This window comes from Aureimonas sp. Leaf454 (genome assembly GCF_001424685.1).
Classification (GTDB): Bacteria; Pseudomonadota; Alphaproteobacteria; order Rhizobiales; family Rhizobiaceae; genus Plantimonas.
Genome location: NZ_LMQT01000019.1, coordinates 289,914 through 302,994, shown reverse-complemented (window position 1 = coordinate 302,994; position 13,081 = coordinate 289,914). Strand labels below are relative to the sequence as shown.

Sequence of the window (13,081 nt, the reverse complement as noted above, 5' to 3'; positions counted from 1 at the left end):
GCGTGTCACTTCCATGCTGCAGCTCGCCGTTCCCTTGGATTACGCGTCGCCGGAATTGTCGCTGGACGGGGCAAAGCCGTGGCGTGGCGGCATCCAGGCTTTCGAGCCCCTGGTCGGCATCGACGGTTGGGCTCTCTCCGTCGAAAGTCCGGACGAGCCGGTCGAGCTGGAACTGACCGTCGGCGGCGACGTGTTCGCGCTGACGGTGTCGGACGAAGTCCGGCCGGAGATCGATCGGGCGCTCGGCGTCGCGACGCGCTGCGGCTTCCGGTTCGGTCCGGAGATCTTCGGGCGTCTCGCCCGTTTGTCGGACCATCGGCGGGACTACACCGTCGCCGTCCGCATCGCCGGAACGAACATCTCCTTGCGACCGGTAAACGGGCGCACGCCGAGCGTCGGAGAGCTCGTTCTGTCCTGGCGGGCCGCAGTCCTCGGCGCGACGACCCCGGTCGCACGGCCGGTCGGTCGAGGCGAACGGCTTCTGGCGCGTTTGTCGGCCCTGAGGACGCAGGCCGAACCTCTGCGCGATCGACCCTTGCGACCGCTGTCGGATCACGATGTCGGGCAGATCGATGCCGTGCATCCCGCGTCGGAGTCCCAGGTCTGGCTGGTCGGCTGGATGAAGCGGGGCATCGAGCCGGACCTGCCCGCCGCGATCGTCGACCGGCAGAAGTTCCCGTCCGGCATGGCGGTCCTCCAATACGAGCGCGCCGATCTTCCCACGAGTTCGGTCGGCTTCATCGCCGTGCTCGACACGGCCTGGGCGCCGCCGGTCGTGATGAAGGACGGCTTCGTCTACCTCGGACGCCAGGGCCAGTATCATCTGCGCTACGGGCCGCAGACCCGGCTGCTTCGTGCGGAAGCCTTCCTGACGGCTTTCGGCCAGGCCCAGCCGCTGCCCGGCGGGCATGCCGAGGCGATGGCGGCGCTTCTTCATTCCGGCTCGAACTGGTTGCCCGGCAATGCCGCGGCGACCGGCGTCGCGGCCGAGGCCGGAATCGACCGGTTGCTTCTGCTGCCGGGCTTCGGCTGCCTCGCCGAGGGCTGGGCGGTGAGCCCTGCCAAACGCATCGTGACCTTCCACATGAAGATCGGCGACGGCGTTCTCGTTGCGGACGAGGCCGCGACGAGCTTTCGCGCGCGTCCCGACCTCCAGTCTGTCTTCGGCAACGTCGCTTCCGTCGTCTCGCGTGCCGGGTTCGCGACGGTTCTGCGCGGCTCCATCGGCGCCGACGCCTCCGGAGCGCCGCTGCTTCGCGTGGTTCACGAGGATGGTTCGATGGCGGTGCAACGGGTGGAGCCCAAGATCCTCCGCCGTCTCGATCCGGTCGCCGACGGCGAGGAGATCCTGCGCCTCTTTCCCGCGCTTCGACACGAAGGCTTCTATTCCGATTTCCTGGCCTGCGCCGCGCGCGTCTGGAGCCAGCGGAGCGGCGACATGCAGTCGCTGGCGCTTCGCCCCGCTCGGCGCGCGATCGTGATGAGGCTCCCCTCGGACATTTCGAACCTCAACCTCTGCCTCGACCGGCTGTCGCGGCATGCCGCAGATTTTTCGCCCGACATCGGCATCGCGCTTCTGTGCGATCAGGGCCGAGCGAGAGGCGAGGCCCTCCTGCGGCTGGAGGAACTGGCGCGGCAGGTGTCCGCGCCTCTCTCGCTGTTCATGCTGTCGCACGAGAACGACGCGCTGGCGGAGCTTCCGGCGATCCTCGGCCGGATGGGCGCCGAACGCTTCGTGCATCTGGGCCGGGGGATCGTGCCGACGGCCACCGGATGGGTCGCGGTCCAGGACTATCTCGACCGACATGGCCATGCCATCGAACGGTTCGAGATCGTCGACGACGTCGGCTCGCCCGATCGGGTGGACGGCGCCGTCTCGGCCGCGGCTTTCGGATGGACGACTCCCGCGCTCCTGGAGTGGAGCCTGTCGGCGCCGCGCTTCTCGCGCGGTCTCTACAAGAACAGCGGCCTGCCGCAGACGCCGGGCCGCGACCGGGTGGCGCGGGCCGCGATGATGCGCGTGGAACGCCCGCGCGCCGCGCGCTTGGCCGACATGCTGGACGAGGACCTGCTCCGTTCGACCGAGGAGGCCGTGCGACCATGACGCTCGATCCCGGCTTCCGTTTCCCGCGCGGGGAGGGCCTTCTGCCCGAGCGCATCGCCATCGTCTCACACAGTCATCCCTCGGTGTCGAAGGGCGGCGCGGAGATCGCGGCCTATTCGCTCTACCGCGGCCTTCGCGACATCGGCGTCGACGCGATCTTCGTCGGTGCCTGCAACGTGGCGGACCGGCACAGGCTCGCCCTCGGCAGCGAGCACGAATTCGCCGTCTATTTCGAAGGCGATCGTTACGATCACTTCTTCCATCTCGCGCCGCGCGCGGTGACGGAACAGCTGGTGTCTCTCCTGCAGGCGGAGAGGATCGGCCTCGTCAACTTCCACCACTTCTTCAATCTCGGCCTCAACGCGCTGCGCGCCGTCCGCGAATTGCCCGGGATGCGCAGTTTCCTCACGATCCACGAGTTTCTCGGCATCTGTCAGAATCACGGGCAGATGATCACGCGGCAGACGCAGAGCCTCTGTGAGCGCGCGACGAACGAGAACTGCGTTTCCTGTTTTCCCGAACATCTTCGCACGCAGTTCACGCTGCGCAAGGAGACCATGCTCGGCGGCTTCGGCGACTTCGATGGTTTCATATCCCCGAGCCGCTTCTTGGCGGAACGCTTCATCGATTGGGGCCTGCCGGCGGATCGCACGACCGTCATCGAGAACGGTCTCCTCTCGACTCCGGCTCGCGATCTCCGCGCCTCGCGTTCCGGCGGTGCCTGGACCTTCGGCTTCTTCGGGCAGATCAATCCGTTCAAGGGCGTCGACGTCGTGCTCGACGCCGCCGACCTCGTCGCGAAGGACCCGGACCTCGTCCGCAACGTGCGTTTCCGCATCCACGGGAATCTGATCGGACAGAGCGAAGCCTTCAACAAGCGATTCGAGGACGCGCTGAAGACGCATGCCTTCCTGTCCTATGCCGGTCCCTATGCGAATGCGGCCGTCCATCGGCTGATGGGCGAGTGCGACTACGTCCTGATCCCCTCGAAATGGTGGGAAAATTCGCCGGTCGTCATCCAGGAGGCCTATTCGGTCGGAGCACCCGTGATCTGCACCGGCATCGGAGGCATGGCGGAGAAGGTGCCGGACGGCGTGTCCGGCCTGCACTTCCGGCTCGGCGACGCATCCGATCTGCTGCGGGCGATGCGCCTGGCATCCGATCCCGACATCGCCGCCGGGTTGCGGTCCGGCATTCCCGCGGTCACGACGGCCGCCGACATGGCCCGGCGCTACGCCGCCTTCTTCGCGCTCTCGATCGCCGGCGGCGCGGCCCCGGCGGATCGCCGCGCGCGGAGCGCCGTTCCCGCATGATCCGGGGTCATATCGATTTCGTCTCGCGGGGACGCGTCGAGGGCTGGATCTTCTGCGAGAAGCTGGCGCTGACCGGTCACACGGTGCTGGCCTTCGTCGACGACCAATGCGTCGGCGGCGGACCGATCTCCCGCTTCCGGCAGGATCTCCTCGAAGCGGGGATCGGCGACGGCGTCGTCGGGTTCGGCTTCCCGGTGGCGCTCGAGCCCTGGCACGATCCGCGAACCCTCGACGTTCGCCTCGACGGCAGCACGCTCCAGCTGAAGCAGGCCGATGCCCGGCTCGTGCCGCGCGACAGCGTCGGCGAGGATCGGCGGCGACAGGGGCGCGATCCCGCAGCGCTCGCCTTCATGCACGAGCGCGGCTGGCTTTCGCGCGCGCAATTCGAGGCTTTGAAGACGCTGGGCGAGTTCGGGGTGCATGTTCAGGCGCTGCGGCTCGAGACCCGGTCCCGCATGCATGCCGACCTGATCGAGGACGTGGCGCGCACCGCCGGGGAGCAACTCGAACTGTTTCTGATGCAACCGATCGAGATCGAGATCGTCGAAGGCGCCGGACCGGCCGACCTCGCGGCGTTTCGGCGCGAGATGCGCGCGGCCTTCCCGTTCGTGCCGCCGATCGTCGGGCTCTGGGCGAAGTCGCGCCTTCACGTGCAGGTCGCCGAGGGCTCGCATCACGACGGCACCGGCGGCGGCCGGGCGGTGGGGGGCGTCGAATACGGTTTCGGCGAGCGGCACCTTCTGCTCCTCGACCTCGATGCGGGACACACCTTCCTGGAAGAGGCCCGATCCGGCTTCACCGTCTTCGTGCCGCGCAGGCCCGCGACATGAACCCGATGCTCGCGGAAAACCCGCGCGGTCTCAGCGGCGAGCTGATGACGGCGCGGATCTACTCCCCCTTCGCCTATCCGCTGCCGCGCCAGACGCAGATCGTTCCGATCGTGGCGGCCGAGGTCGAGCGACTGGCCGCGAGCTTTCCCATCGTCTGGCGCCGGAGCGAGGCGGGGTTGGAGCTCGTGGCGTTGCGCACGCTCCTGCCGAACGGCGCCGGCTACGTGCCCGGCACGGATCGCGTCCTCTCGTTGCTGCCTTTGGTCTTCCAGGCCTACCCGTTTCTGCTCGGCGATGTCGGGGAGGGGGGCGAGAAGCGCCGGATGGTGGATGTCGCGGTCCCGGACGAGCCGACCGACGCGGGTGCCTGCATGACCGGAGCCGATGGGCGGCTGTCGCGTGGCACGGAACTGCGCCTGCGCGCGCTCGAACTCTTCGAATGGGACCGGGACCGGACCGCCGCGATCGGTGGTGCCTTGGAGACGCGCGGTCTCCTCGAACCCTGGCCGCTGCGCTTCGATCTCGGTCATGGCCGGCGCTGCGAGATCCTCGATCTTCTCATCGTCGGTCCCAAGCATTTCGACACACCGGCCCTGTCTCCGATCCTCGGGGAGCACGGCGTCGGAGCGGCGCGGCTGTTCGGTCACCACCGGCTTTCCCTGTTTCGCGCCGGAGCCCTTCTGCAGGCGGCGCAGGCGGCCGTCGCGGCGGCGGTCAAGGCGCGCTCGTCCGATGCGCGCCCGGCCGAGGCGCGCGTCGCATGAGCGGTCTTCAGCCCCTGTCGCGCTTTGCGGCGGCCCGCTGCCGCGCGCCGAGCCATTACGGCTTTGCCGGCGCCATGGGCTGGATGCCGCTGAACGACACGGAATACCTCCTGTCCGCCCATCACCTGCCACTGACCGTTCGCCTTCTCGGAGGCGAGCCGCGCCTCGGCGCGCTGATGCATCCGGACTTTCTGGCGAAGTCGGCGGTGGACGAGGCCGGGCGCTGGCAGGCCGGCTACATGCCGATCGCGCTGCGCACCTTCCCCTTTCTCCTGGCGAAGACACGGGGGCCGCGGCCGATCGACGATCTCGACGTTCTCGTCGCCAGCCGGCTTCTCGGCGAGGCCGGCGTCGCCATCTGCTCCGATCCCGCGACCGGCCAGCTCGGACCGGAACTGTCCGCCATCCGCAACACGCTCCTGATGATGCGCGCCGGGGGCGCGCGGCTGTCGCGGGCGCTCGACCTTCTGACCATCGCCGGAGTGCTGTCGCCGCTGCGCGGGACGAACGAGCGCGACTGCGCCGATCTTACCGTCGATCCCCATCGCTTCTCGACGCTCGATGACGGCACGATCGCGGCGCTCGCCCATGAGAGCTTCCTCGCGCTCGATCTCGCCAGTGCGATCCTCTTCTCGCGCCGGCATCTGTCGATCGACCGGCTGCCGCAGCCAAAGCTCGAAGCCGTCGCCCGGCCGGCCGCCTCCGCGCCCGCGCCGCAGGCCGATCCGATGGATTTCGTGCTCGCCAATCTCGAAACGATGAACTTCGCGCTCGACGGAAGCGACCTCTTCGATCACGCGGACCTTCAGGGTTGGACCACGCCGGACGAACCTCTCGCGCAAGATCGGTCGGCTATGCAGGTGTCGGAGCGTGCGGTCGCCTGATCGGCCGCCATGGACGCTGACGAGCCGAGCCTTGACCCGAAGAACCGTTCTCAACATCGGCAGCGGTCCGGCCCGGCCGGAAAAGCTGCATGCGGCCTTTCGCGGCCTGCCTTGGCGCGAGGTGCGGCTCGACATCGATCCCGCGGTTCTGCCCGATATCGTGGGAAGCATGACGGACATGGGGTCGGCGGTTCCGGACGCCAGCATCGACGCGATCTGGTCATCCCACAATGTCGAGCATCTGGCGGCGCACGAGGTGCCGGTCGCCTTCGCCGAGTTCCGCCGCGTCTTGAAGGACGATGGTTTCGCGCTCGTCACCTGTCCCGATGTGGAGGCCATCGCCGCCTTTGTCCTGAAAAAGGGCATCGACGCCGTCGCCTACCAGTCGCCGGCGGGGCCCGTCACGGCGCTCGACATGCTCTTCGGCCACGGCGCCTCGATCGCCGCCGGCCACGGCTTCATGGCGCATCGCACCGGCTTCACCGTCGAGCGGCTCGCGCGTGTCGCGCTGGAGGCGCATTTCGCGGAGGTGCGGGTGGTGAAGGGGCGTCTCGACCTCTGGGCGCTCTGCCTGATGCCGGCTTGCCGGATCGAGACGATCGCGCCGGCACTGTCGCGCACGCCGCAGGCCGACCTCGTGGCCGAGGCTCCCGTCATGGCCGTGCCGATTTCGGCATGAGGGTCCTCTTCGTCCACAACAACTTCCCCGCCCAGTTCCGGCATCTCGCCCGGCTCCTCGCCCGCGACCCCAGGAACGAGGTGCGCGCGATCGGTGCCGAGGGCGCCACCGCGCCGCGCGGCGTCACGCTTCACCGCTACAGCTTCCAGCCGGCGCAATCACCGGAAACGCATGCCTTCGCGCGGCGCTTCGATCTGGAATGCCGGCGGGCGGAGCAGGCGCTCTACGTCGCGTCCATGCTGTCGGCGAACGGGTTTCGTCCGGACGTGATCGTCGCTCATGGCGGGTGGGGAGAGGCGATGCCGCTGCGCGCGGTCTGGCCCGATGCCAGGATCATCCATTACTGCGAATACTTCTATCGCGCGCAGCATTCCGACGTGAACTTCGATCCGGAATTTCCAGGCCTCGGCGTCGATGGTCTCGTGGGATTGAACGCGCGCAACGCGACCAATCTCCTGGCCCTCGCCGATGCCGACCTCGCGGTGGCGCCGACGCAGTGGCAGAAATCGACGTTCCCGCCGGAGTTTTCCGCCAAGATCCACGTGGTTCACGAAGGCGTCGACACCGCGCTCGTCGCGCCCGACGACGATGCGCGCTGCCGGCTGGAGAACGGGATCGAGGTCGGTCGCGACGACGAGATCGTGACCTTCGTCGCCCGCAATCTCGAGCCCTTGCGCGGCTATCACGTCCTCATGCGGGCGCTCCCCGCTCTCATGAGGGCACGCCCGAAGGCGCGGATCCTCATCGTGGGGGGCTTCGGGGTGTCCTACGGTCAGCGTCCGCCGGCGGGCAAGACCTGGCACCAGATCTTCTTCGACGAGGTGGCCGGCGAGATCGACCTGTCGCGAATCCACTTCATGGGCCCGCTCGCCTATGCGTCCTATCTCGACGTTCTGAAAGTCTCGTCGGTTCACGTCTACCTGACCTATCCCTTCGTCCTGTCCTGGTCGTGCCTCGAAGCGATGGCCACGGGCTGCGTGCTCGTCGCGTCCGACACGCAGCCCGTCCGAGAGGTCGTCGAACATGGGGCGAACGGCCTCCTGGTGCCGTTTCACGCGCCTCATCGGCTGGCGGAGACGGTGGCCTCCGTTCTTGCGGACCGCGCGGGTCACGCCACGCTCGGACGCGCGGCGCGGCGAACGGTCGTGGATCGCTTCGACACCGCTACGGTCTGCCTGCCCGCGATGATGCGCCTTCTCGAGGACCCGCCGCGAGGACCTGAGGTCAGACGGGGCGAGGTCGTGGAGCCCGGTGTCTGGCCGATGGGTTAACGGTCCCGTCAGCAAGCGTTGCTTCATACAATTCGATTAAATTTAGCCGTCTCGACCGGCTGCCGGACGGGCGTGCAGGGTCGAAGATCCCTGCGGCTCCTCATGGAAAAGAAGGCGTCTCCAGGACCATGCGCGCAGCACTCGTCAAGTATTCCGGCCGCCGGATCGGCAATCATCGCGCCGTCTGGTTCGAGTCCACGTTCGAGTCGACGCTCGAGCGCTACTACAACACCGGCGACATCTGCGTTTATGACTCGACGCTGCGGCTCTTGAACTACACGTCCGGCACCGAGGTGAACATCGACGAGCCGGTGAGCGAGGAGGCCGTCGCGAGGATCAAGGCGAGCTGCGACTTCATCCTGCTTCGCGGTTCCAACTACATCCACGAGGAGATGGACTGGGGTCATTTCCTCGCCTGGATCGAAGCGCTCGACATGCCGGTCCTGTGCATCGGCGTCGGGGCGCAGGCCGAGCAGGAACGTCCGATCATTCTGCCGACCGAACACCGGCGCGTCTGGCAGGCGATCGCCGATCGCACGCCCTCGATCGGCGTTCGCGGCGCCTTCAGCGCGGAAACGCTGCATCGCAACGGCATCCACAACGTCGAGATCGTCGGCTGCCCGTCCGTCTTCCGCGGTCTCGACCGCGACCTGAAACTGCGCCATGCGCCGGACGGGCCGAAGCGGGTGACCTTCTCGCTGCGCCGGGAGATCGGCTCGACCTACGCCGTCGATCCCGTCGCCTTCGCCGCGACCCAGAAGCGCATCATCGCCAAGCTCGACCTCGTTTCCGACCTCTACCTTTCCTGTCACGGAGAGCCAGAGGAGAAGGCCTTCTTCTTCCGCGCCCCCCGCCACATGGAGGCCGCGCGCGCCAAGCTCGTCGCGGAGGGCTGGTTCGACGAGACCACCGGCCAGACGTTGAATCGCCTCTATGAAAGCCGCCTCTACTATGTCGGCGCGCCCGGCGACTACGACGTCTACGCGCCACAGTTCGACGCCGCGCTCGGATACCGCGTGCACGCGGTGCTGCCGGCGGTGGCGGTCGGCGTCCCCGGCGTCCTCTTCTCCTACGACACGCGCTCGCGCGAGCTCGCCGAGACCTTCGATCTCCCGATCTTCAGTCCGGAGGCCTTCGAACGGCAGACCTTGGCGCAAGCGCTCGCACCCGCCCGCTTCGATCGCTTCCAGGCGCTCTTTCCCGAACGCTACGATCGTATGAAGGCCTTCATCGAGAAGAACGGCGTCAAGACGCGCATGTAACGGACACGCGGCGATCGCCGGTCCCGACCGTTCGGCCGGTCGGTTTCCCGCGACGACCCGCCTTCTTCGAACGTTCCGTTGCGTCGATCGAACGCGTCGATCTTTCATCGACTTCGACATTCCGCAGCATCATGACAATTGAATCGAATGGATTTGCGGACCCTTCAAGCGTTTCCGGCACAGTAGTCCGTGTCAAAGCGTCACCTTCCGAAGGGAACAAGATGAAATCGATCGCGCAGCGCAACGATATGGCCGAACGTTGTTTCCTGATGCAGGAGGAGCGCTCCTTCCGCAGCCGGGCGAAGATCGATCGCGAGATCGGCCACTGGATCGCCGGGCGTCTTGGTTTGTCGCACGAATCCGCTCAGGACTTCGCGGAGGAAGCGGTCGCGGCCGGCATCCGCTCCGTCGGCGGACGCGGCGGATTCGACCACCTGTCCCGCTTCGTGGACCGAGCCGGCCTCCATGTCGAAGCGCTTCGCACCCGCTATTCCATCGCGCTCGCCGGCGCCTCGCTGGCGCCGCTGTCCCTTGGCGATGCCGATGTGATGCTGGCCTGAATCGAGGCCTGCGAGCGCAGCTGGGACGCGTCGCGATCGACCCTCCGGAGGGATCCCCGGATAGCGCCGGCGCGAACGCGGCTCCCGTCGACGCCTTCCCCAAGGGCCGGTTCCGCCCGCTCGGCCCGCTCTGTCGAGATTAGGCAAAGTTTTACACGGATCTGACAAGGTTCATCTGAAAACGCCGCAGCGGCTCCATCAGGACTGCGCGGCGCGATACCGGAAGAAGAACCTCGACACCTGTGTCCAACACCGTGCCCCGAGTGACGCGATCACACGATCGACGTGCTTCGAACCGCCGGGGCGCCGATGGGACCGGCGGGTCGATCGCGTCGCGGTGCGGCGGGTGAAGCCCGTCCTCTCATCGCCCTTGCTCGGCATCGTTCGTGACTTCTCCGCGGGTTACGCGGGTCTGTTCGCGTTCGGCTTCTTCTTTCCCTTCCTCTTTATGGCGATGTCGCTCGTGCCGATGGGCATCATCGAGCGTGTCGGAACGAGCCGCAACGCCTCGACGCTGACGGCCTTGGTCGTCATCGCCGTCGTACTCGCCGTCACCTACACGCTCTTGGAGGGCATCCGATCGCAGGTGCTCGATCGCATGGGCACGGTCATCGACCAACGCCTGACGCGCATCTGCTTCGACGCGTTCAACCGCGACAAGACCTCGATGGCCGGCGGAACGGCGGCGCAGGCGCTCGCCGATCTCCAGACGACGCGTCGCTTCCTGGCGGGGCCGTCGCTTTCGGCGATGATCGACGCGTTCTGGTCGCCGCTCTTCGTCGTGGCGATGTTCATCATCTCCGCCCCGTTCGGTTTCCTGATCCTCGGCCTCCTCGCGCTCTCCGCCGCCATGTCGGTCGCCACGCACTACGCCGTCTCGGGGTCCCTGAAGGCCGCCCAGCATTGCGACGGGGAGGCCAACGAGTTCGCCCTGGCCGTCTCGCGCAATGCCGAGACGCTGCGCGCCATGGGCATGCTGCCCTGGCTCACCGATCGCTGGTACCAGATGCACCGCGACGGACTGGGTTGGCGCCATGCCGCCCAGGCCCGCGCGGCGCGCATCGGCCTCATCCCGCGGATGCTGCAGAACGGACAGATGATCATCGTCTACGGTCTCGGCGGCTTCCTCTTTCTCGAGGGCCTGATCCACATCAGCGTGCTCTTCGTCATCCTCATGCTGATGATGCGCGCGCAGGGCCCGCTCCAGTATCTCATCAGCAACTGGAGCCAGATACAGTCCTTCGTCCTCGCCTCGCGCCGCCTGGACGCGCTGCTGCGGGCCGTGGAGAGCGCGCCGCGCCACCTCCAGCTGCCGATGCCGACCGGACCGCTCGTCGTCACGCGCCTCGTCGGCGGGCCGCAGGGGCTGGAGAAGCCGGTCATCCAGGATGTCTCCTTCGTCCTCCATCCCGGCCGGATCATGGGCATCGTCGGCCCGAGCGGCGCGGGCAAGTCCTGCCTGACGCGCCTTCTCGTCGGCATCTGGAAGGCCCGGCGCGGCACCATCGTCTTCGGCGAGCAGGATCTCTCGCATTGGAGCCAGGACGATCTCGGCCGCTTCGTCGGCTACGTTCCGCAGGACGTCGAGTTCCTGCCGGGCACGGTGGCGGAGAACATCTCGCGCTTCGATCCGAATGCTTCCAGCGAGCAGATCCTCGCCGCGGTGGAAGAGAGCGCGATCCACGATATCATCCGTGGCCTTCCCAACGGCTACGCGACGCGTCTGGGAACAGGCGGCCACATCCTGTCCGGCGGCCAGCGCCAGCGTCTGGCGCTCGCCCGCGCGGTCTACGGCGCGCCGAAGCTCGTCGTGCTCGACGAGCCGAACTCCAATCTGGATGCCGGCGCCGAGCAGATGCTCGGCCGCACGCTCCGGGCGCTGCGCGACAAGGGCACGGCCGTCATCGTGGTCTCCCACCGGATCAGCCTGCTGGGGTTCTGCGACGACATCCTCGTCCTCAACGAGGGCGCCGTTCAGGCGCTCGGCACGCGCGAGCAGATCTTCAACCGCCTGCCGCGCTTCAGCGGCGAGCCGGCACCGGCGCCGCCACCTATTCTCGATCTCCGACGCGCGGAGGGCTACGGCCCATGAGCGCGGTCGCCGTCGTCCTCTCCACCGCACCGGAGCCCGCCACCGACTGGCGGGCTTCGCTGCGCGCCGGCTTCCTCGTCCTCTTCGTCTCCGTCGGGCTGGGCGGAAGCTGGGCCGCTCTGGCGCACATCGATTCCGCCGTCGTCGTTCAGGGAACCTTCTCCGTGGAGGCCAACCGCAAGACGATCCAGCATCTCGAAGGCGGCATCGTGTCGGAGATCCTGGTTCGGGACGGAGACCGGGTGGAGGAGGGGCAGACGCTTCTGCGTCTCGACACGACGCGCTTCGAGGCGACGGCCACCTCGATCTCCAAGTCCCTGGCAACCGCTCTCGCGACCGAAGCAAGGCTCGTCGCGCAGCGCGATCTCGTGGACTACATGGTCGTGTCCGACGAGGTGAAATCCTTGCTCGGTTCCAGCGAGGACAGCGAACTCGACGACAATCACCGCGAGTTCGAAATTCGCAAGCTCGTTCTGAAGAGTTCGATCGAACTCCTGGAAACGCAAGCGAAACAGATCCGAAACGACATCGAACAAACGCGTCTCGACGGTGCCTCGGCGGCCGCCCAGCTGGACACCGTGATGAAGGAGCTGAAATCGGTTCGCCCGCTTCTCGCTAAGGGTCTCGTGCCGATGAGCCGCGTGACGGCTCTGGATCGACAGAAGCTTCAATACGAGAGCATCGCCGCCAAGTCGCGCAACGATGCCAAGAAGGCGGCGGACAAGATCGACGAGCTGGAGCAGCGCGGCGAAGCGCTGCGACGCGACTACCGGCAGGAAGCCTCCAACGCCCTCATCGAGCTCGGCAAGCAGATCTCGCAGTTGCGCCAGGAGCGGCAGGTTGCGCTCGACATGCTGTCGCGATCGGCCATCCGCTCGCCCGCGGCCGGCGCGGTCCAGCAGATGCGCGTCTTCACGCTCGGCGGGGTCATCCGGCCGGGCGAGCCGATTCTCGACGTGGTGCCCGATTCCGATCGCTTCGTCGTGAAGGGCAAGATCGCGCCCTCCGATATCGACCGGGTGAAGGAGGGCATGGTCGCTCAGATCAATCTCGGTGCCCTGATGAAGTACAAGCGCCAGATGATTTCCGGCACGCTCCGCTACGTCTCGCGGGATGCGATCGCCGAAGCCAATCCGAGCATTCCACCCTATTTCTCGATCGAGGTCTCGGTCGGACGCGACGACGTGCCGGAGGATATCCGCGACAAGCTTTCCGCCGGCATGGAGGCCGCCGTCATCCTGCCGGCCGCCGGTCGCACCGTCCTCGAATATCTAATCGCGCCGGTGGCGGAAAACCTCGACGAAGCCTTCCGCGAGAGGTGA

11 protein-coding genes are annotated in these 13,081 nt (G+C 67.3%); all 11 read left to right on the top strand.

Features of this window, described 5'->3' with window-relative positions; genetic code table 11:
* Positions 1-13: 13 nt before the first annotated feature.
* The gene (locus ASG43_RS12895; protein ID WP_056505468.1) at positions 14-2,104 is read left to right on the top strand and encodes a hypothetical protein; all 2,091 of its coding nucleotides are present in this window, start codon (positions 14-16) and stop codon (positions 2,102-2,104) included.
* Complete coding sequence (locus ASG43_RS12890; RefSeq protein WP_056505465.1) at positions 2,101-3,417, top strand: glycosyltransferase family 4 protein; 1,317 nt, start codon at positions 2,101-2,103, stop codon at positions 3,415-3,417. Before ASG43_RS12895 ends, ASG43_RS12890 begins: the two co-directional genes overlap by 4 nt.
* A complete protein-coding gene (locus ASG43_RS23145) occupies positions 3,414-4,247 on the top strand; it encodes a hypothetical protein (RefSeq protein ID WP_056505462.1) in 834 nt (277 codons plus the stop codon). Before ASG43_RS12890 ends, ASG43_RS23145 begins: the two co-directional genes overlap by 4 nt.
* On the top strand, positions 4,244-5,011 hold the full coding sequence (locus ASG43_RS23140; RefSeq protein WP_162244721.1) for a SapC family protein: 768 nt from the start codon (positions 4,244-4,246) through the stop codon (positions 5,009-5,011). Before ASG43_RS23145 ends, ASG43_RS23140 begins: the two co-directional genes overlap by 4 nt.
* The gene (locus tag ASG43_RS12875; RefSeq protein WP_056505456.1) at positions 5,008-5,895 is read left to right on the top strand and encodes a SapC family protein; all 888 of its coding nucleotides are present in this window, start codon (positions 5,008-5,010) and stop codon (positions 5,893-5,895) included. Before ASG43_RS23140 ends, ASG43_RS12875 begins: the two co-directional genes overlap by 4 nt.
* Positions 5,896-5,926: 31 nt before the next feature.
* Positions 5,927-6,574 carry a methyltransferase domain-containing protein gene (locus tag ASG43_RS12870; RefSeq protein WP_244488086.1) on the top strand — a complete coding sequence of 216 codons (648 nt, stop codon included), beginning with the start codon at positions 5,927-5,929 and terminating at the stop codon, positions 6,572-6,574.
* Entirely contained in the window at positions 6,571-7,845 is a 1,275-nt protein-coding gene (locus tag ASG43_RS12865; RefSeq protein WP_082490871.1) for a glycosyltransferase, read from the top strand. Before ASG43_RS12870 ends, ASG43_RS12865 begins: the two co-directional genes overlap by 4 nt.
* A 128-nt stretch (positions 7,846-7,973) precedes the next feature.
* The gene (locus tag ASG43_RS12860) at positions 7,974-9,107 is read left to right on the top strand and encodes a polysaccharide pyruvyl transferase family protein (RefSeq protein ID WP_056505453.1); all 1,134 of its coding nucleotides are present in this window, start codon (positions 7,974-7,976) and stop codon (positions 9,105-9,107) included.
* 221 nt (positions 9,108-9,328) lie between these two features.
* A complete protein-coding gene (locus ASG43_RS12855; protein ID WP_056505450.1) occupies positions 9,329-9,667 on the top strand; it encodes an ATPase inhibitor subunit zeta in 339 nt (112 codons plus the stop codon).
* Positions 9,668-10,013: 346 nt separating this feature from the next.
* Entirely contained in the window at positions 10,014-11,759 is a 1,746-nt protein-coding gene (locus tag ASG43_RS12850) for an ATP-binding cassette domain-containing protein (RefSeq protein ID WP_156386679.1), read from the top strand.
* The gene (locus tag ASG43_RS12845) at positions 11,756-13,081 is read left to right on the top strand and encodes an HlyD family type I secretion periplasmic adaptor subunit (protein ID WP_056505444.1); all 1,326 of its coding nucleotides are present in this window, start codon (positions 11,756-11,758) and stop codon (positions 13,079-13,081) included. The genes ASG43_RS12850 and ASG43_RS12845 overlap by 4 nt, the downstream gene beginning before the upstream one ends.